General features: G+C 42.1%; 19 protein-coding genes. 13 read left to right on the top strand and 6 right to left on the bottom strand.

Features of this window, described 5'->3' with window-relative positions:
* Nucleotides 1–100 precede the first annotated feature (100 nt).
* A complete protein-coding gene (locus tag H5114_RS09205) occupies nucleotides 101–880 on the bottom strand; it encodes a Nif3-like dinuclear metal center hexameric protein (RefSeq protein WP_182722772.1) in 780 nt (259 codons plus the stop codon).
* A 435-nt stretch (nucleotides 881–1,315) separates the two neighbouring features.
* On the opposite strand from H5114_RS09205, the gene H5114_RS09200 reads away from it, so the two are divergent.
* Entirely contained in the window at nucleotides 1,316–1,684 is a 369-nt protein-coding gene (locus H5114_RS09200; RefSeq protein ID WP_124015874.1) for a hypothetical protein, read from the top strand.
* 100 nt (nucleotides 1,685–1,784) lie between these two features.
* On the opposite strand, the gene H5114_RS09195 is transcribed toward H5114_RS09200, so the two are convergent.
* Nucleotides 1,785–2,219, bottom strand: coding sequence for a glycine zipper 2TM domain-containing protein (locus H5114_RS09195; protein ID WP_124016006.1), 435 nt, complete (start codon nucleotides 2,217–2,219; stop codon nucleotides 1,785–1,787).
* 105 nt (nucleotides 2,220–2,324) lie between these two features.
* Here H5114_RS09195 and aat point away from each other — a divergent pair, with 105 nt between their 5' ends.
* The 3 genes from aat (at nucleotide 2,325) to infA (ending at nucleotide 4,039) form a co-directional block, all read left to right on the top strand.
* Nucleotides 2,325–3,032 (top strand): leucyl/phenylalanyl-tRNA--protein transferase, encoded by a 708-nt coding sequence (gene aat / locus H5114_RS09190; protein ID WP_182722833.1) that lies wholly within the window; start codon nucleotides 2,325–2,327, stop codon nucleotides 3,030–3,032.
* Nucleotides 3,022–3,741 (top strand): arginyltransferase, encoded by a 720-nt coding sequence (locus H5114_RS09185; RefSeq protein ID WP_124015873.1) that lies wholly within the window; start codon nucleotides 3,022–3,024, stop codon nucleotides 3,739–3,741. Before aat ends, H5114_RS09185 begins: the two co-directional genes overlap by 11 nt.
* 79 nt (nucleotides 3,742–3,820) lie before the next feature.
* Entirely contained in the window at nucleotides 3,821–4,039 is a 219-nt protein-coding gene (gene infA, locus H5114_RS09180) for a translation initiation factor IF-1 (RefSeq protein WP_011496276.1), read from the top strand.
* A 395-nt stretch (nucleotides 4,040–4,434) separates the two neighbouring features.
* On the opposite strand, the gene clpA is transcribed toward infA, so the two are convergent.
* Nucleotides 4,435–6,693: an ATP-dependent Clp protease ATP-binding subunit ClpA gene (gene clpA, locus H5114_RS09175; RefSeq protein ID WP_124015872.1), complete on the bottom strand. Its 2,259-nt coding sequence runs from the start codon at nucleotides 6,691–6,693 to the stop codon at nucleotides 4,435–4,437.
* A 42-nt stretch (nucleotides 6,694–6,735) separates the two neighbouring features.
* Entirely contained in the window at nucleotides 6,736–7,044 is a 309-nt protein-coding gene (gene clpS / locus H5114_RS09170) for an ATP-dependent Clp protease adapter ClpS (protein ID WP_124015871.1), read from the bottom strand.
* A gap of 196 nt (nucleotides 7,045–7,240) precedes the next feature.
* Between clpS and cspD the strand changes: the two genes are divergently transcribed.
* Nucleotides 7,241–7,447, top strand: a complete 207-nt coding sequence (gene cspD, locus H5114_RS09165; RefSeq protein ID WP_011637711.1) for a cold shock domain-containing protein CspD — start codon at nucleotides 7,241–7,243, stop codon at nucleotides 7,445–7,447.
* A 145-nt stretch (nucleotides 7,448–7,592) separates the two neighbouring features.
* Here the strand turns inward: cspD and H5114_RS09160 are convergent, their stop codons facing one another.
* Nucleotides 7,593–9,818 (bottom strand): NADP-dependent isocitrate dehydrogenase, encoded by a 2,226-nt coding sequence (locus H5114_RS09160; RefSeq protein WP_182722771.1) that lies wholly within the window; start codon nucleotides 9,816–9,818, stop codon nucleotides 7,593–7,595.
* Between the two features lie 437 nt (nucleotides 9,819–10,255).
* On the opposite strand from H5114_RS09160, the gene H5114_RS09155 reads away from it, so the two are divergent.
* From H5114_RS09155 to H5114_RS09130, 6 genes are all read left to right on the top strand, one after another.
* The gene (locus H5114_RS09155) at nucleotides 10,256–10,867 is read left to right on the top strand and encodes a pseudouridine synthase (RefSeq protein ID WP_259395263.1); all 612 of its coding nucleotides are present in this window, start codon (nucleotides 10,256–10,258) and stop codon (nucleotides 10,865–10,867) included.
* A 32-nt stretch (nucleotides 10,868–10,899) separates the two neighbouring features.
* Nucleotides 10,900–11,373, top strand: a complete 474-nt coding sequence (locus H5114_RS09150; RefSeq protein ID WP_182722770.1) for an NUDIX hydrolase — start codon at nucleotides 10,900–10,902, stop codon at nucleotides 11,371–11,373.
* Between the two features lie 235 nt (nucleotides 11,374–11,608).
* Nucleotides 11,609–12,727 (top strand): tRNA 2-thiouridine(34) synthase MnmA, encoded by a 1,119-nt coding sequence (gene mnmA / locus H5114_RS09145; RefSeq protein WP_124015867.1) that lies wholly within the window; start codon nucleotides 11,609–11,611, stop codon nucleotides 12,725–12,727.
* 3 nt (nucleotides 12,728–12,730) lie between these two features.
* On the top strand, nucleotides 12,731–13,363 hold the full coding sequence (gene hflD / locus H5114_RS09140) for a high frequency lysogenization protein HflD (protein WP_273057104.1): 633 nt from the start codon (nucleotides 12,731–12,733) through the stop codon (nucleotides 13,361–13,363).
* Nucleotides 13,364–13,402: 39 nt separating this feature from the next.
* Nucleotides 13,403–14,773, top strand: a complete 1,371-nt coding sequence (gene purB / locus H5114_RS09135; protein WP_182722769.1) for an adenylosuccinate lyase — start codon at nucleotides 13,403–13,405, stop codon at nucleotides 14,771–14,773.
* A gap of 196 nt (nucleotides 14,774–14,969) precedes the next feature.
* The gene (locus H5114_RS09130) at nucleotides 14,970–16,112 is read left to right on the top strand and encodes a cupin domain-containing protein (RefSeq protein WP_182722768.1); all 1,143 of its coding nucleotides are present in this window, start codon (nucleotides 14,970–14,972) and stop codon (nucleotides 16,110–16,112) included.
* Nucleotides 16,113–16,241: 129 nt separating this feature from the next.
* On the opposite strand, the gene H5114_RS09125 is transcribed toward H5114_RS09130, so the two are convergent.
* Nucleotides 16,242–16,682 (bottom strand): DUF4826 family protein, encoded by a 441-nt coding sequence (locus H5114_RS09125; protein ID WP_124015864.1) that lies wholly within the window; start codon nucleotides 16,680–16,682, stop codon nucleotides 16,242–16,244.
* 282 nt (nucleotides 16,683–16,964) lie between these two features.
* Between H5114_RS09125 and H5114_RS09120 the strand changes: the two genes are divergently transcribed.
* Together H5114_RS09120 and H5114_RS09115 are read left to right on the top strand one after the other, a co-directional pair.
* The gene (locus H5114_RS09120; protein WP_182722767.1) at nucleotides 16,965–17,996 is read left to right on the top strand and encodes a Glu/Leu/Phe/Val dehydrogenase; all 1,032 of its coding nucleotides are present in this window, start codon (nucleotides 16,965–16,967) and stop codon (nucleotides 17,994–17,996) included.
* Nucleotides 17,997–18,192: 196 nt separating this feature from the next.
* Nucleotides 18,193–19,095 carry a UDP-2,3-diacylglucosamine diphosphatase gene (locus H5114_RS09115; protein ID WP_182722766.1) on the top strand — a complete coding sequence of 301 codons (903 nt, stop codon included), beginning with the start codon at nucleotides 18,193–18,195 and terminating at the stop codon, nucleotides 19,093–19,095.
* Nucleotide 19,096 lies beyond the last annotated feature (1 nt).

Below are 19,096 nucleotides of genomic sequence, written 5' to 3'. Positions count from 1 at the left end.
AGAGCGTCGCTACAACCATTTGTGATCTACACAATAGCAAAGTCTTTAAAAACCATGCAGAACACAGTCAACACCGCTAAGCGCCAAGTTATTAATCCAGCTATACCGGATTTACAATATCAATAAAATGATGCTCAATATTGTATTTTTCCGCTAAATGATCGCCTAACGCTTGAATGCCAAATAACTCAGTCGCATGGTGACCAGCAGCAAAATAATGTAAACCTTGCTCGATTGCGGTGTGAAATGTGCGCTCTGATACTTCGCCGCTAATAAACGCATCAACGCCCATTTGTGCAGCATGATCAATATAGTCTTGCGCGCCGCCAGTACACCAAGCCAAGGTCGAAATCATTTTGGTTTCATCCCCTATGTGCAAAGGTTTACGGTTTAATACTGTATTAAGTAACTCACTAAACTCTGCAACCGTCATTGGGTGTTCCAAATGACCATGCCATAATAAATCTTGAGCTACCTGCTCATAAACTCTTGGGCTAATAATGCCTAACTGTTGGGCTAACTGAGCATTGTTACCAACACCATGATGAGCATCTAACGGTAAGTGATAACCAAATAAACTGATATCATTTTCTATTAAGGCCTTGATCCGTCGATATTTCATGCCGGTGATCACTTCGGGCTCATTTTTCCAAAAAAAACCATGATGAACCAAAATAGCATCAGCGTTGACCTTTATCGCCGCATCAATTAATGCTTGGCATGCAGTGACACCGGTGACAATGGTGCGAATATCCGACTTGCCTTCGACCTGTAACCCATTTGGTGCATAGTCTTTAAAGGCAGAAACATTTAAAAAACTATCGAGATAAGACGCTAATGCTTGGCGAGAAACAACTGATGTCTGATGATGTGTGGACATAAAACCCCTAGAAATTAACTAATCTTAAGCAACAAAGATATAAACTTATTCGTATAAACCATGCGGACTTAACCGATATTCACTCAGCCGATAGCGATCCATACTGTACGCCATGGCGATATCATCAGTTTAACCGAATACTGTCGCTCTCGCGAAGAATATCCAAGCTAAAAATTAATTTAAAAAACAAAAATAACCACCAAATAAATTAGGCTTGAGCCGCCAATAAGTACAGTCGATTGTCAAATTCAATCAATATTAAATCCAGATTAAATCGAAACCTAATGATGCAGAAAATATCACTCTACTCGCTGATAAAATCAACTTTCAGATGGAAAATCCGCCAATTTATAGCTCAATTGGACTTTTGATGCATTAACACTTTAAAATTAGTGACAACCTTAATTTAACATGACAACCAATAGGTTATTTACTATGACAACATTGACTAAAGAAGAGGTCATCAGCCAACTACAAACGGCACTAGAACGACAATCTGGTAACACAGTATCAATTGAGCAAGCTGGCAGTTGGTACAAAATTGACGGCCAGAAATCTGTGCGCTTTAGCGAACTTGAAACAATGCTTGCACAACTTACTGCCTCGACGACAAATAAACAGCCTGCGGCAGAGATGCACAAACCTATCGCTAAACCTGCAGCCAAGCCAATCAACAATGCGGCAGCAAAAAAATCACCCAATCGCCAAGCTCAAATAACTTCAGGCGGTTTAACGCCTAAGCAGTTATGGCGTCAAAAGCTCGAGCACACTTCAGGTAAGCAAACATTACCTCGTGGGTTTTAATCACCTTTAGCAAAGTAGCCAATGTACTGTTGCAAATGGATTTTGCCCTTGTAATACACAAAAGGAGCCTAGGCTCCTTTTTGTTTTATTGCGTATGCCATTACATCGCCAAATCAACCCTGACATAACCGCTTAAATAAACAACTCTCACTTCATCACCGGCAGCAAAACGCATCCCCGGATCTGCATCTTGGATAACCATAACTTGGCTTCCGTCTTCTTGTTTTATCATGAGTTCAACTAATTTAGTTTCAAGATAATACTGTTGGTTTCCATGCTGACTGCCTATACCGCCACCAATTAATGCCCCTAAAACGGTAGCTACATCTTGGCCTGAACCGCCACCGAACTGATGTCCTATAACTCCACCGACTAAGGCGCCACCAAAAGTTTTCCAGCCGCTATGGCTGTCTTCAACGAGCTGTTTTTCAGTGATGTTTTTTACCGATTCAATCTGACCATAGATGACTTTTTCCACGGGTACGGCTTGATTTCGCTCATAAGCAGCTTGGCTTTGACCACAAAACAAGCACATAGTCAGTAAAACTACAAAAATACTCTTCACATTGACAGTTATGATTTTAAACATGATCAATATCCGCTAAGTTAACGATAAGGTATGCCAAATAATATACTCATTTTGAACTCACTGTCTTATTTAAATCAATCCATCGACTTCCCGCCACCCGAGCTGGCGCTTATCGATCCCAATGGCTTATTAGCCATTGGGGGAGATTTACGTCCAGAGCGCTTAGCAGAAGCCTATTATCAAGGTATTTTCCCTTGGTTTAATGTCAGTGATCCCATTTTATGGTGGTCACCAGATCCTCGAGCGGTATTTGAACCTCGTCATCCATTTGGCAGCAAAAGCTTGATTAAGTTTCTTAAAAAATCCACCTGGCGATACACTATCAATCATGCCTTTTTAGATGTCTTAGCCGGTTGCGCTCAGCCACGAAGTTCACAGGATGGCACGTGGATTTCTGCCGAAATCCAAATGGCTTATTATGAACTTCATCTGCAAGGTCTTGCGCATTCTATTGAAGTCTGGGATGGCGACGATTTAGTGGGTGGGCTTTACGGTATTCCAGTGGGCAGTGTTTTTTGCGGTGAATCGATGTTTCATCGGCAAACTAATGCATCAAAAGCTGCATTTGCTATACTGAATCAACACTTGGTGAAACATGATTTTCAATTAATTGATGCGCAAGTAATGAATCCACATTTATTAAGTCTTGGGGCTATGGCGATACCAAGAAGTGAGTTTTTATCCATACTTCACTGCGGCCGAGATCAAACAAAGTCAGCATCCATATGGATCAAACAAGAGGTGTTTATTGAATTCTAAATCGGTTAGTGTCGGCATAAGCCAACCTTTTGATTGCAACTATATTGAAGGCAATAAAGAGCAATTATTGGTAATCCAAGAACCACAAATAGACCCATCGCTGTTTGAACAACTTCTTGCGATGGGGTTTCGTCGCAACGGTAACGCAATTTATAAACCACGCTGCCCGAGTTGCCAATCTTGCCAATCTATTCGACTGAATGTGAATGATTTTGTGTTGTCCAAACGCCAAAAAAGAACCTTAAAAAACAACCGAGACTTGCATTGGAAGATCAGTCATACATCACGGCCAGAGCACTATGACTTATACCAACGCTATATCAATGAACGCCATAGCGATGGCCCTATGTACCCGGCATCACAAGCTCAATATGATGATTTTTTACTATCAGATTGGTTACCGCCAATGTTTATTGAACTGTTTGATAAAGACCAATTAATTGGCGTGGCGGTGACCGATGAGATGGCGCAAAGTTTCTCGGCCATATACAGCTATTTCGACCCAGACTACGCAGAACGATCACTGGGTTCATTGATGATTTTAATTCAATGCCAATTGGCTAAGTCGTTAGGTAAACGATTTTTGTATTTGGGCTATCAAATTGATCAAAATAGAAAAATGAGTTACAAACGCCAATATCGTCCATATCAAATTTTAACGGCTCTTGGTTGGCAAGTTGGCGAAAATCTTACGCCTCTTTCTTGTTAACGGCCTTTACAGTTCGGCGTTTTTGGGGCATGATACGCCCGATTTTTTCATATTTGAAGGCTAATGGGATAACTAATTAATGGCGAAAGAAGACAACATTGAAATGCAGGGCACTATCCTTGAGACCTTGCCAAATACAATGTTCCGCGTAGAGCTTGAAAATGGACATGTGGTGATAGCCCACATCTCTGGCAAAATGCGCAAAAACTACATCCGTATTTTAACGGGTGACAAAGTCACTGTACAGTTGACACCTTATGACTTATCTAAAGGTCGTATCGTCTTCCGCGCACGTTAATCGCTAGCCTCAACAATGTAAAAACCGACTGCCTGTCGGTTTTTTTGTTGTTATACCAAACTGCATAAATACAGTGTATTCAACGTAACGCAACACGCATCAAACAAGACGAATGTTCAACGTAATGGGTAACCCTTTTATCAGACATTCAACCAAGCATCGCGATGGTTGTAATCCGTTTTGCAGAAGCACCTCATACGATCCACTGCTATGTTTATTGATTTAAAAGGGGATACCCATTTTGTTATCAATACCCATTGAATTGAACAGTAAGAAATGCTTTACCTTGATGACTGATTTATTGAAGCAACGGTAATAGGCGCAATTAACACGCATAAAAAAAGATGACCCATGGGTCATCTTTTTTAATAGCATATTGTGAATCAAATTGATTATTACGAGACTTTTTCCAACGACTCGCAATCGATGTTGATCTCACCATCTTTGACGTCAATATGCGCAATACCACCTCGTTCAAGCACACCGAACAAGATTTCATCGGCTAACGGACGTTTAATCAATTCTGTCACCACACGTGACATTGGGCGCGCACCCATTGATTTATCATAGCCCTTCTCAGCCAGCAAGGTTCGCGCTTCATCACTGACATCCAGGGTGACACGTTTATCATCTAGCTGTGCCTGCAATTCCACTAAGAACTTATCCACCACTTTGGCAATAACTGTCATGTCTAAATGGTTAAACCAGACGATTGAATCTAAACGGTTACGGAACTCAGGTGAAAACATCTTATTGATTTCAGCTAACGCATCTTGGGTGTGATCTTGCTGTCTAAAACCAATCGATTTACGAATAGTTTCTTGTACACCAGCATTGGTGGTCATCACTAAGGTGACATTTCTAAAATCAGCTTTGCGACCATTGTTGTCGGTCAATGTCCCGTGATCCATGACTTGCAATAGTAAATTGAATACATCCGGGTGTGCCTTTTCAATCTCATCAAGCAACACCACACAATGCGGATTTTTAATCACAGCGTCGGTGAGCATGCCACCTTGATCATAACCAACGTAGCCAGGAGGCGCACCGATTAAGCGTGACACGGTATGACGTTCCATGTACTCAGACATATCAAAGCGGATCAGTTTAAGGTTAAGACAATTGGCCAATTGATTGGTCACTTCTGTTTTACCTACCCCTGTTGGGCCTGCAAACATAAAGCTTCCTACTGGCTTTTTCTCAGAACCTAAACCACTACGCGATAAGCGTATGGCAGCGCTAAGGCTCTCAATCGCTTTGTCTTGACCAAATACAACCATCTTAAGGTTACGTTCAAGGTTGCGCAGCATATCCTTGTCAGTCGACGATACCGACTTCTCAGGAATACGGGCTAACTTGGCAATGATGGCTTCAATTTCAGCTTGGCCAATGGTCTTTTTACGTTTGCTTTGCGGCATCATCACCATACGAGCACCGGCTTCATCAATCACATCAATCGCTTTGTCAGGTAAATGACGATCGTTGATGTGTTTCGCCGACAAAATAGCCGCACTGCTGATAGCAGCTTGGGTATAACGCACACCATGGTATTCTTCGTACTTGGATTTAAGCCCCATCAATATTTTGGTGGTTTCGGCCACAGAAGGCTCATTGATATCAATTTTTTGGAAGCGACGAGCTAAAGCGCGGTCTTTCTCAAAAATACTTTGATACTCTTGGAATGTAGTCGATCCCATGCAGCGTAACTTACCACTAGACAATAATGGCTTGAGTAAGTTAGAGGCATCCATGACCCCACCAGACGCGGCGCCAGCACCAATAATGGTATGGATTTCATCAATAAATAAAATCGCATGTTCATCTGCAGCCAATTCTTTCAACAAGCTTTTAAAACGCTTTTCAAAATCACCACGATATTTAGTGCCCGCTAATAACGAGCCTAAATCTAGCGAGTACACGGTGGCATTAGCCATCACATCTGGCACTTGTTTATTGACAATCCGATAAGCCAAACCTTCTGCAATAGCCGTCTTACCGACGCCAGCTTCACCCACAAGCAAGGGATTATTCTTGCGGCGACGACACAGGGTTTGAATTGCACGCTCAATTTCAGCATCACGCCCAATAAGTGGATCGATAATACCGTCTTGCGCAAGTTGGTTTAAATTGGCGGCAAATTGCGCCAACATGCTGCGATCTTCGGCAGTTTCAGATTGGTCTTCAACACGTTCTTGATCTGGTGATTCACCAGAATCATCTTCTTTAGCCATGCCATGAGAAATAAAATTCACTACATCTAGGCGAGTAATATCACAACGGCGCAACAAATAAACCGCTTGTGATTCTTGCTCACTAAAAATAGCCACCAGCACATTGGCACCGGAGACTTCGTTGCGACCAGATGATTGCACATGGAACACCGCACGCTGCAGAACACGTTGAAATCCCAAGGTAGGTTGAGTTTCACGTTCTTCAGTCGATTCAGCAATAATCGGCGTGGTTTGTTGAATGAAATTAGCCACTTCTTCACGTAAACGATTCACATCCGCACCACAAGCAATTAATGCTTCGTAGGCAGAGGGATTGTCGATCAGCGCTAATAATAAATGTTCTACCGTCATGTATTCATGACGTGAATCTCTAGCTTGCTGAAACGCTAGGTTCAAGGTGACTTCCAGGTCTTTGTTCAGCATAAGCACCTCTTAAATTTAACCACAGACTATGAGAAATCGATATTATGCTTTCTCTAACGTACACAGTAACGGATGTTGGTTTTCTCTTGCAAACTGATTTACTTGAAAAACTTTTGTTTCTGCTATTCCAAATGGAAATACACCACACAATCCTTTACCTTGATTATGAATAGCTAACATTATATCAACAGCTTGCTGTTCATTTTTCTCAAAGAATCGTTGTAATACTTCTACCACAAAATCCATTGGGGTGTAATCATCATTATTTAACACCACTTTATACATATTGGGCGGTTGTAGTTCAGATTCAACCTTTTCCGCAATATGTTCTACGTTGCCTAATTTAGCCATTGTTTAATACTAGCCTCTCGTTTGGTTCCCGACCACTTGATATTGTTAAATTAATTAAATGTTGCCTTTTTGTTAATTAGCTCTTGACTTCTTTTCGTACAAATTTCATTCTGTTTGCTAGGCGGCGAATACTAGACCGCTGGATAATAAGTTTTACTATCTTACTGGTAAGTAGACAACAGAAGGAAGTGGAAGTATGGCAAACGGAACTGTTAAATGGTTCAACAACGCCAAAGGATTCGGGTTTATTTGCCCTGATCAGGGTGGTGAAGATGTATTTGCGCACTATTCAACTATCGAAATGGAAGGTTATCGTACCTTAAAAGCAGGTCAACCTGTATGCTTCGAAGTTGAAGAAGGCCCTAAAGGAATGCATGCTTCAGCCATCTCGCCAACAATTTAATTGGTGAGACTATAAAACAAAAAGACAGGGATTTTAATCCCTGTCTTTTTTTATTATCTAAAAAACGTCAAATTTATCAATTTAACACCTTGATACCAAGATGGATTCATTAAACAAAAATCACGTTTAGTGAGCGGTTATGCCCTTAACCAATAACAAATTGGTTTAATGTTGCACTAGGACGCATAGCGTGTTCGGCTTTAGTTGCATCTAAACGGTAATAACCACCTAAATCAACTGCAGGACCTTGTGAACCATTCAACTCTGCAAGGATAACCGTTTCATTTATAGCCAATGATTGGGCGAGTGGAGCAAAATGCGCCGCCAGCTCTGCATCCTCAGTTTGCTCTGTTAATGCTTGTGCCCAATACATCGCTAGGTAGAAGTGACTACCACGGTTATCGAGTTCGCCTACGCGACGAGAAGGTGATTTATTGGTGTCAAGGAACACGCCAATAGCCACATCTAAGGTATCTGCTAGCACTTGCGCTTTAGCATTGTTTGTTGTTTGGCTTAAGTGCTCTAAAGAAGCCGCTAGTGCCAAAAACTCACCTAATGAATCCCAACGTAAGTGACCTTCTTTTTCGACTTGTTGCACGTGTTTAGGCGCTGAACCACCGGCACCTGTTTCAAATAAGCCACCACCACTCATCAATGGAACGATAGACAACATCTTTGCACTGGTACCCAGCTCAAGAATTGGGAATAAGTCTGTTAAGTAGTCACGTAATACGTTACCCGTTACAGAAATAGTATCTTCACCTTTAATAATGCGCTCTAAAGTAAAACGAGTCGCATCTTCTGGGGTCATGATTTGGATGTCTAAACCAGCGGTATCTTGCTCGGCAAGATATACAGTCACTTTCTTAATTAACTCAGCATCGTGAGCACGATTGCTGTCCAACCAGAATACTGCAGGAGTGTTGCTTAAACGCGAGCGCTTAACGGCTAGCTTAACCCAGTCGCGAATAGGCGCATCTTTCACTTGGCACATACGGTAAATATCGCCAGCTTCAACGTTATGACTCATTAATACATCGCCAGCTTGATTAATTACATTAACCGTACCTGCAGCTTTAATTTCAAACGTTTTATCATGGCTACCGTACTCTTCTGCTTTTTGAGCCATTAAGCCCACGTTAGGCACGCTGCCCATAGTGGTCGGGTCAAATGCACCGTGCTTTTTACAGAACGAAATAGTTTCTTGATAAACACCGGCGTAACTACGATCTGGGATCATTGCTTTGGTGTCTTGCAACTGGCCATCTGGGCCCCACATTTTACCAGAAGAGCGAATCGCTGCTGGCATTGAAGCATCAATAATGATGTCGCTTGGTACGTGTAAGTTGGTGATACCTTTGTCTGAATCTACCATTGCAAGTGCTGGACGAGCAGCATAAACAGCAGCAATATCAGCTTCAATTTCGTTGCGCTTAGCTTCTGGTAAAGTACTGATTTTGGCATAGACATCACCAAAACCATTGTTTACATCTACGCCGAGCTCAGCAAATAATGCGCCATGCTTATCAAATACATCTTTAAAGAACACTTTCACTGCCAAACCGAATAATATTGGGTCAGACACTTTCATCATGGTGGCTTTAAGGTGTAAAGATAATAATATATATTCAGATTTTGCCGCTTCAATTTCACGAGTATAAAATTCTACAAGGGCTTTTTTACTCATCACTGAAGAATCAATCACTTCGTCAGCCAATAGTGCTAAACCACTTTTCAGAACAACGTCTTTACCGTCTTGCTGAGTCAATACGATATTGACTTTATCTGCAGTTGCTAAGGTTACAGACTCTTCGCTACCGTAGAAGTCACCTTCGCTCATATGTGCAACGTGAGACTTAGAATCACTGGCCCATTTACCCATTGAATGAGGGTTTTTCTTGGCGTAGTTTTTCACTGAGGTTGGTGCACGACGGTCAGAGTTACCTTCACGTAATACTGGGTTTACTGCACTGCCTTTAATTTTGTCGTAACGTGACTGCGCTTCAACTTCAGCGTCATTTTTAGGCTCATCAGTATAATTAGGAATGTCATAGCCTTTTGCTTGAAGTTCAGCAATACATGCTTTTAACTGAGGCACTGACGCACTGATGTTAGGTAACTTAATGATGTTGGCTTCTGGCTTGTTAGCCAATTCACCTAATTCTGTTAACGCATCGGCAATTTTTTGCTCTGCGGTTAATTTTTCAGGGAAGTTAGCAATAACACGACCCGACAAAGAAATATCACGCGTTTCAACTTTCACACCTGCTGCGTCAGTAAAAGTACGGATAATAGGCAATAAAGATAGCGTAGCAAGTGCCGGCGCTTCATCAGTTTCTGTGTATATGATCGTTGGAGTGTTATCTTTCATTTTATTTCCTACATTATTGTAAATTAATAATTTATTAGAATAAATTGCGTAAGCATTTGACGGGCTTTGATGGATAACACTCGCATAAGTAAGCCAAGATCAGCGATCTAGGTCCACTTGTTATCAGCCAAGTATGTGAAATCCCCTATCCCATTTTTTATTATATTTTGTTCTCAAACCTCTGAGATTTGACGGTTAAATTCGCCAGCTCAGAATGATAAATTAGGCACAGATCACAATTTTTAGGCGGACATCATAGATCATTCTTAATAATTTTCAAATTCCACTAAGGGCGAATACGCAGTAAACTAACATAAATTGATTTATATTCGCTTACTTATCACTCACTCGTATTAGCAAAGGATGTTAACCATACCTTTATGGCAAAAATCGGTAAATTGAGTCCATTCAAAAAAACATCTCCCTACAAAGCAGACATGTCGACAAAAGCTGGCAATCGCAGCAGGGTGAAATCGCGTCCGCCGCAAAAACCTCGACCTGAAAATCCACTCATTGTGTTATTTAATAAACCTTTTGATGTGTTGTGCCAATTTACCGATGAAGCAGGCCGGCAAACATTAAAAGACTTTATTCCAGTTGCAGATGTTTATGCTGCCGGGCGTTTAGACCGTGACAGTGAAGGTTTATTGTTACTCACCAACGACGGGCAATTGCAGGCAAAGTTGACTCATCCAGCTAAAAAAACCTTCAAAACCTATTGGGTCCAAGTTGAAGGTGAGCCGTCAATTGACACCATTAACGCACTTTGTAATGGCGTAGAATTAAAAGATGGTATGACCTTACCTGCAAAAGTCAGTCTAATGGACTCACCCGCGGTTTGGCCCAGAAACCCACCAGTGCGTGAGCGCAAAGCCATTCCAACAAGCTGGCTAGAAGTACAAATTTGTGAAGGTCGAAATCGCCAAGTTAGGCGCATGACAGCACATGTCGGCCATCCAACCTTAAGACTAATCCGTTATAAAATAGGCCAATGGTGTCTAGATGATTTACCAAATGGTGAATATAAACTGATCAACACAGCAAAGTAATCGCTGGCAGACACTGTATACAAGAGGACAAGATGACTGAACGTTATAAACCTAATACCACTGTCGCTTGCGTGGTCCACTGCCAAGGTAAATTTTTATTGGTTGAAGAACGCATTAACGGTGCCATTAAATTTAATCAACCGGCTGGGCATTTAGAGGCAAATGAATCGATAATTGAAGCATGTGCTCGTGAAATAGTCGAGGAAACCGGACTCGCGTTATCACCTCAAGCCATTGTCGGCATCTACCAATTTAGCGCCTCGGACGAGTTAGCCTTTGTGCGCTATACATTTTGTATCGAACTGTCTGAGCAACGCCAAGCGCTTCCTCTGGACTGTGCCATTATAACCACGCACTGGCTAAGCCTAGCTGAAATCATTGCCCTTGGTAGCCAGCTTCGTAGCCCGCTAGTGGTAAAAAGTATTGCAGACTTTGTGCAGCAAGCCGATAAAAACCACCCATCACAGCACACCCCTCTGTCACTGCTGAATGTCGATTACTTTTAATGACTGGTGTCAGGCAATTTGCCTGCACCTCAAGATAGCCCATTAAGCGAATGCGTGATAGAATATGCGCCGCACAAATGTCATGTTTACTCAGCATTATCGGAATCAATCGGTTCAATACGTGCAAGCAACAATATCCAACATCTCGACCAACAAAAATCGAGTGCAATTGCCTTGAAACATTGGCATTGCGGCACCATATACACACTATCTATCTTCAAGGTTTTTAGGATTTATGACATCAATCAACCCAGCATCAAACGGTAAAAAAGTCATTGTCGGTATGTCCGGCGGTGTAGACTCTTCAGTATCAGCTTACTTGTTAATGCAGCAAGGCTACGAGGTTGAAGGTCTGTTTATGAAAAACTGGGAAGAAGACGACACTGATGAATATTGCGCAGCAGCCGATGATTTAAAAGATGCACAATCGGTATGTGACAAGCTCGGGATTAAAATGCATACCGTTAATTTTGCTGCAGAATACTGGGACAATGTATTTGAATACTTTTTAGCAGAATACAAAGCGGGCCGCACACCGAACCCTGACATTATGTGCAATAAAGAAATCAAATTTAAAGCCTTTCTTGAATTTGCCGACGACATTTTAGACGCCGATTACATCGCCATGGGCCATTATGTCCGCCGTCGAGATAACAGTGATGGCAGCGTTGAAATGCTCCGCGGTGTTGATGGTAATAAAGATCAGAGCTATTTTTTATACACCTTAAGTCATGAACAAGTCAGTCGCAGCTTATTCCCGGTTGGTGAACTTGAAAAGCATCAAGTTCGCGAAATAGCCCAAAAACTGGGATTAATTACTCACGACAAAAAAGACAGCACTGGCATATGCTTTATCGGTGAACGCAAATTTACCGACTTTTTAGCCACCTATTTACCTGCACAGCCTGGTGATATTGAAACCTCTGAAGGCGAAGTCATTGGAACTCACCAAGGTTTGATGTACCACACGCTTGGACAACGCAAAGGCCTTGGCATTGGTGGACTTAAAAACAGTAATGAAGACCCATGGTATGTGGTTGAAAAAGATTTAGTCCGTAATGTGTTGATTGTAGCGCAAGGGGGTAATCATCCTCGCCTTATGTCCAACGGCATGACAGTTAATCAACTGCATTGGGTCGATCGAAAAGGTCCCGCCAATCATTGCCATATCACAGTTAAAACTCGTTATCGTCAACGTGATGTCGGCTGCACACTCTCTTATGATGACGCCGAAAACATTACCGTGATGTTTGATGAACCCGTTGCCGCAGTGACCCCAGGGCAATCAGCAGTATTTTATGATGGTGACATCTGTTTAGGTGGCGGCATAATCGATACCTTAATCCGAGGATAATCCGTGAGCCAAACTCCAGACAACATCTTGTTTGAACGCACTATGGCTTTTGCCGGTATTTTACAAGCTATCGGTCAAGTGCAGTATTTAGCCCGCCACGGTGAAAGTGACAAAGACGCCTTAGCGGCAACTCTTAACACTATTTTAGTCACCGAACCAGAATCCACAGCAGATGTGTATCAGGATAAAACCATTTTAGATAATGGTTACCAATTGATCCAAAATCAGCTTGGGGATGGCAGCAACAAAGATGTCGAAACCACTCGTTACCTTGTTGGCGTGTTAACCCTGGAACGAAAGCTTGCACGCTCACCAAATGGTTTGGGCATGCTTGCTGAGCGCATCAATCAAGTGCATCGCCAATTAGCACACTTTGCCATTACCGATGAACAAGTCCTGGCCAATTTTGCCAGTATTTATAGTGATGTCATCAGCGAATTAGGGCCTAAATTACAAATATCGGGTAATCCCGATTGCCTTAAGCAACCTCAGGTGCAACATAAAATTCGTGCATTGCTGCTTGCAGCAATGCGCAGTGCAGTATTATGGCGTCAATTAGGTGGCAAACGCCGCCATCTGGTGTTTGCTCGCAAGGCAATATTTGACACAGCAAAACAAAGCCAAAATAACAATTAATCGAATCACCCTACAACTAAGTTCATCAAGGAGCTTCAAATGGATCTTTCCGCACTAACTGCTATCTCTCCGATAGACGGTCGTTATGGTAGCAAAACCGCCTCATTACGAGGGATTTTCAGCGAGTTCGGTCTTACTAAGTACCGTGTTCAAGTTGAAATCAATTGGTTAAAGCTATTATCTAGCTGCCCAGAGATTGAAGAAGTTCCCCCTTTTAGCGAAACCGCCCTCGCCTTGTTAGACAGCATCAAAGACAATTTTAGCGAACAAGACGCCCTGCGTATTAAGGCGATTGAAAGCACCACTAATCATGATGTAAAAGCGGTTGAGTATTTCATTAAAGAGCAAATTGCCGACAACGCCGAGCTAGTTGCTATCGATGAATTTGTGCACTTTGCCTGTACTTCTGAAGACATCAACAACTTATCTCATGGCTTAATGTTAAAAGAAGCGCGCGAGCAAGTGTTAGTACCACATTGTCAGCAAATTATTGATGCTATCAAAAAATTAGCGCATGACAATAAAAGCGTACCGCTAATGTCGCGAACCCATGGCCAGCCAGCATCGCCATCAACACTTGGTAAAGAAATGGCTAACGTTGCTGTGCGTTTAGATCGTCAATTAAACCAAATCAACGCAGTTGAAATCATGGGTAAAATTAACGGTGCTGTGGGTAACTATAATGCCCACATTTCAGCCTACCCTGAAGTTAACTGGCATGAGCTGTCGCAACGTTTTGTAACCAGTCTTGGTATTAATTGGAACGCGTATACCACCCAAATTGAGCCGCATGATTACATTGCTGAATTGTTCGATGCCATTGCCCGTTTCAACACCATCCTAATCGATTTTGATCGTGATATTTGGGGTTATGTTGCACTAGGCCACTTTAAGCAGCGCACTATCGCTGGCGAAATTGGTTCATCAACCATGCCGCACAAAGTCAATCCAATTGATTTTGAAAACTCCGAAGGTAACTTAGGTATCGCTAACGCGCTAATGCAACACTTAGCGGCTAAATTACCGGTATCAAGATGGCAACGTGACCTAACTGACTCAACCGTATTACGTAACTTAGGTGTAGGTATGGCTCACTCGTTAATAGCTTATCAAGCGACCTTAAAAGGCATTAGCAAGTTAGAAGTCAATGAAGCACAACTTTTAGCTGAATTAGACAAAAACTGGGAAGTTCTGGCAGAACCAGTACAAACCGTTATGCGTCGTTACGGCATTGAAAAACCGTATGAGAAACTAAAAGAACTGACACGTGGTAAGCGCATTGATGCGGCACAACTTGCTGTATTTATTGATGGTCTTGAATTACCAGAACACGTAAAAGTTGAATTGAAAAAAATGACCCCAGCAAACTATATTGGCCGCGCAGAAGCCTTTGTTGATGAGCTAAAATAGTCTTACACGCTTTATGCATATTATGAGCGGTCGCATATGTGGCCGCTTTTTTATTGTATGAAATACCTGTTATTATTCTGCTGAAAATACGTTATTGTTCATTAAGACTCACTAATCTCAACTCAGATTAAGAGATGGGCTAAGTAAGCTAAATCAGAATATTGCACCTATTTATTATCCCGATCTGAGATTAACCATGTACACATTAAATATTGATACCCAAGCCTTTATTAAACAGCATTGGCAACAAAAACCACTTGTGATCAAACAGGCTTTTGTCGACTTTGACGACCCTATCGCAGCAGATGAACTTGCTGGACTTGCCTGTGAAGAAGAAATTTCGTCACGTGTTGTGGTGACCAAAGGTGATGACTGGGACGTTGTTCAAGGTCCATTTGAAGACTACGACCAATTTGGTGAAGACAACTGGCAATTATTAGTCCAAGCCGTCAATCATTGGTACCCAGATTCGCAAGCTTTAGTCGAAGCGTTCCGATTTTTACCAGACTGGCGCTTTGACGACTTAATGGCATCATTTGCCACACCTGGTGGTGGTGTTGGCCCGCATATCGATAATTACGATGTGTTTATCATTCAAGGTGATGGGGAACGTCGTTGGAAAGTGGGCGATAAAGGGCAACATAAGCGCCGCGGCGATAATCCAAACTCGCCTTTGGTTGACGATTTTGAGCCGATTATTGATGTGATTTTACAAAAAGGTGATGTACTTTATATTCCACCAGGATACCCACATTGCGGCGAAACATTATCACTGGCTATGTCGTATTCCATTGGATTTAGAGCCCCAAGTCAGCAAGAGCTATTAACTGAATTAGCTGACGCGTTAATTGACAGCAACCAGGGGCAGAAGCGTTTCACGTCATCTGACGAGCCAGCAGAACCCGGCCTTATCAGCCAAACTCATCAACAAGGCATCATGGATTTATTGACGCAGTTGGCACAAGATCCTGCCAGCTACCAGACTATGTTAGGTAAATTACTCAGTCAAAATCGTTTTGAACTGGATATTTGTGAAGGCGAAGAGCCATTAACGGCTGATGATTTATTAGAAGCCATTGAACAAGGTGCGGTTATTCAACGTATCGGTGGTCTAAAAGTCTTGCGCTTAGAAAATGATAACCTACCACGTTTGTTTATTAACGGTGAAGTGTACACCTTTGCTGATGCGCCGAATGACATGCTACAACTTTTGGCCAATCAAGTGAGCATTACCCCTAATGAGGCTCATTTATTCACTGACAATCTGGCAGCGCTAGATGTCATCACGGGATTACTCAATCAAGGATTATTCTACTTAGCAGAAGACGATTGCGAATAAGCGTCTGAGCAATAGCGTATAAGCGACTAAGCTGAGTGATGGTTATTAACCTCGCTTAGCTAAAATAATAAAAAAGGCACTAGCAGTGCCTTTTTTGTGTCTGTTACTTTAGTTTGGTGACTCAGGCTGTTACGCCCACAATTTTTCATCTTGATGCATTTTATATAGACTTTCTGCACGCGACACCAATAACTGCGCAAATTTCAGTTGGGTAGCATCTTTGGTGACACCTGACTTATGCAAGTTTTCCGCTTTAAGTTGCCACATCATCGAAAAATGTCTAATCGCGTCACGCGCCGTTGCGGCCACTTTCACATCAACATAGTCCGACGGTAAATCGCCTGACATCACCCAAAAGGTTTGTTTTTTAGGCTGTTTCGATTCCATCTTCCAAATAGCTAAATAAGGTGCAAGATAACGACTTTCGTCAGCAAGGACTTTGCTTGGGATCACCCCTTTTTCAGCCAAAAAACGATTCGCCTTTTGGAATTGAGTTCGCACCCATTCTTGTCTTAATGCTTCTGGCTCTGGTGTTGGCTGTGCAACCTGTTCTGCAACTTCTTCAGTCATAATACTTCCTATCTTATTGTTATAATGCAGATTAGAACAAAAAACTTACCTGCGATTTAATCAAAAAACAATTACGTAACACAAAATACTTTACGTTTACGTAAAGTGGCAAGCTAAATTGCCACACTAATCACAAAAATAACTAAATCATGCTTTGTTGAGAGTATCTCTAAATGCTATCTTGCTGCAATAAATATAACAAGCAGTCGTTAGCACCTTATGTACTCAATTGCATCAGGTGCCAAAACTTTACTTTAACAAGCTAGTAAACGGAGATGTCACGTGGCAGTTTTTAATCATGTTTCGTTCGATGAACACGAACAGGTGGTCTTTTGTCATGATAAGCAAAGTGGTTTAAAAGCCATCATTGCCGTACACAACACTAACCTCGGCCCAGCGGTAGGTGGTTGTCGTATGTGGAATTATCAATCGGATGATGAAGCTTTAACAGACGTATTACGCCTTTCTCGCGGTATGACTTATAAGAATGCATTGGCCGGTCTTACTATGGGTGGTGGTAAAGCGGTTATTATTGCCGATCCGAAAACCACCGACCGCGAAGCGTTATTTCTTGCATTCGGACGCTTTGTGAACAGTTTAGGCGGAAAATACTACTCAGCTGAAGATGTTGGTGTTTCAACGTCAGACATGATGATAGCCAATCGTGAAACTGAATTCGTAGCAGGTCTGGAAGGTAAATCAGGTGATCCATCACCTCTGACCGCCTTAGGCACTTACCTTGGTATTAAAGCTGCGATAAAACATCAACGAGGTATCGACAGCCTACAAGGCATTAAAGTGTCAGTGCAAGGAGTCGGTCACGTGGGTTACTACTTGTGTAAGCATTTACACGAAGCAGGCGCTGAGCTGATTGTAACCGACATTCATCAAGCTTCACTTGACCGTGTTGCTAGCGAATTTGGTGCAACTCTTGTCGCACCGCAAGATATCTATACCCAAGATGTTGATGTATATGCGCCATGTGCATTAGGTGCAACACTTAACGATACGACCTTACCATTACTCAAAGCCACCATAGTTGCCGGTTGTGCCAACAACCAGTTAGCTGAAGTTCGCCATGGTGAAAAACTCAAGCAAATGGGTATTTTGTATGCGCCAGATTATGTGATTAACGCTGGCGGTATTATCAATGTGTCGTTCGAGAAAAACTATGATGCTATAGCGTCAACCGCCAAAGTAGAACAGATTTACAATACGCTACTGACCATTTTTGAGTGTGCTGATGCTGAAGATCGCACCACAGGCTCAGTTGCAGATGAAATGGCTAAAGCGATTATCGACGCGGCTCGTTAATATCAATCATTAATATGCTTGATTAAGAGTGATTTTTACTCTGATGTACAAGGAAATGCTCAGGCATTTCCTTTTTTTATGACCCAACTTAAGCAGCAAGCTTAATCAAGTTGCAACAAATCGTTCACCTTAGCGTCAAATAACTGCCCTACTCTAAGTTAACACTGACGCAATCTGTGTATTAGGGTGAAGGCAGATGAACTCCCACAGCAATAAGAGTAACCAGCAACGCCAACCGTTATCTCATTTAACTACGTCTGGGAAAATCCAGCATTTTCATGCACTGTGGATTTCTGATGTGCATTTAGGCAGCATAGATTGCAAAGCAGAATTTTTATTACATTTTCTAAATCATAGCCAGTGCCAATATTTGTATCTGGTGGGCGATATTATTGATATTTGGGCATTAAAAAAACGGGTCTTTTGGCCTGAAAGTCATAACAACGTCATCCAGAAAATCCTCGAACTGGCCAGTAATGGCACTCAAGTTATCTATATCCCCGGTAATCACGATGAAGCGTTTAAAAGCTACGCAGATAGTCACTTTAGAGGCATTACCCTCGCCAAACAGTATGTCCATCAGTCCATTAATGGCAAACGCTTTTTAATTCTTCATGGTGATCAATTTGACGCCCAAGTTTGTGTCAGCAGGATCTACGCTAAATTAGGTGACCATTTATATGATGTTTTACTTTGGTCAAACCGCCAATTACACAGTGTTAGAAGCTGTTTAGGATATCCGTATTGGTCATTAGCCAGCTATATAAAGCTGCGGGTCAATAAAGCCCAACAAGCCATTAATCAGTATCGAGATGCAGTACTTCGCTATTGTGCTAAACAACAGGTCGACATGGTTATCTGTGGTCATATCCATCAACCAGAGTTATCACAGCACACTATCAATAATCGCACTATCACCTATGCCAATGATGGCGACTGGGTCGAAAATTGCACCTTAATTGCTGAAACCCTGACGGGTAACGTGGAGTTGCTCAAGTGGGATGAACAAACGTTACAAGCAAAAGTTGTCAACACGATTTATTTCGGCGCTTCACAAACCGAGTTAATCATTACGCCTCAGCCCCAACACGTTGCATAAA

It is taken from the genome of Shewanella sp. SR43-8 (assembly GCF_014163775.1).
GTDB lineage: Bacteria > Pseudomonadota > Gammaproteobacteria > Enterobacterales > Shewanellaceae > Shewanella > Shewanella vesiculosa.
This window is presented reverse-complemented; position numbering and strand designations above follow the sequence as displayed.

Bases quoted from the DNA above. Each gene is read 5' to 3' on its own strand.
- H5114_RS09205 (WP_182722772.1), bottom strand. From the start codon at position 880: ATGTCCACACATCATCAGACATCAGTTGTTTCTCGCCAAGCATTAGCG.
- H5114_RS09200 (WP_124015874.1), top strand. From the start codon at position 1,316: ATGACAACATTGACTAAAGAAGAGGTCATCAGCCAACTACAAACGGCA.
- H5114_RS09195 (WP_124016006.1), bottom strand. From the start codon at position 2,219: ATGTGCTTGTTTTGTGGTCAAAGCCAAGCTGCTTATGAGCGAAATCAA.
- infA (WP_011496276.1), top strand. From the start codon at position 3,821: ATGGCGAAAGAAGACAACATTGAAATGCAGGGCACTATCCTTGAGACC.
- clpA (WP_124015872.1), bottom strand. From the start codon at position 6,693: ATGCTGAACAAAGACCTGGAAGTCACCTTGAACCTAGCGTTTCAGCAA.
- clpS (WP_124015871.1), bottom strand. From the start codon at position 7,044: ATGGCTAAATTAGGCAACGTAGAACATATTGCGGAAAAGGTTGAATCT.
- cspD (WP_011637711.1), top strand. From the start codon at position 7,241: ATGGCAAACGGAACTGTTAAATGGTTCAACAACGCCAAAGGATTCGGG.
- H5114_RS09160 (WP_182722771.1), bottom strand. From the start codon at position 9,818: ATGAAAGATAACACTCCAACGATCATATACACAGAAACTGATGAAGCG.
- H5114_RS09155 (WP_259395263.1), top strand. From the start codon at position 10,256: ATGTCGACAAAAGCTGGCAATCGCAGCAGGGTGAAATCGCGTCCGCCG.
- H5114_RS09150 (WP_182722770.1), top strand. From the start codon at position 10,900: ATGACTGAACGTTATAAACCTAATACCACTGTCGCTTGCGTGGTCCAC.
- mnmA (WP_124015867.1), top strand. From the start codon at position 11,609: ATGACATCAATCAACCCAGCATCAAACGGTAAAAAAGTCATTGTCGGT.
- purB (WP_182722769.1), top strand. From the start codon at position 13,403: ATGGATCTTTCCGCACTAACTGCTATCTCTCCGATAGACGGTCGTTAT.
- H5114_RS09130 (WP_182722768.1), top strand. From the start codon at position 14,970: ATGTACACATTAAATATTGATACCCAAGCCTTTATTAAACAGCATTGG.
- H5114_RS09125 (WP_124015864.1), bottom strand. From the start codon at position 16,682: ATGACTGAAGAAGTTGCAGAACAGGTTGCACAGCCAACACCAGAGCCA.
- H5114_RS09115 (WP_182722766.1), top strand. From the start codon at position 18,193: ATGAACTCCCACAGCAATAAGAGTAACCAGCAACGCCAACCGTTATCT.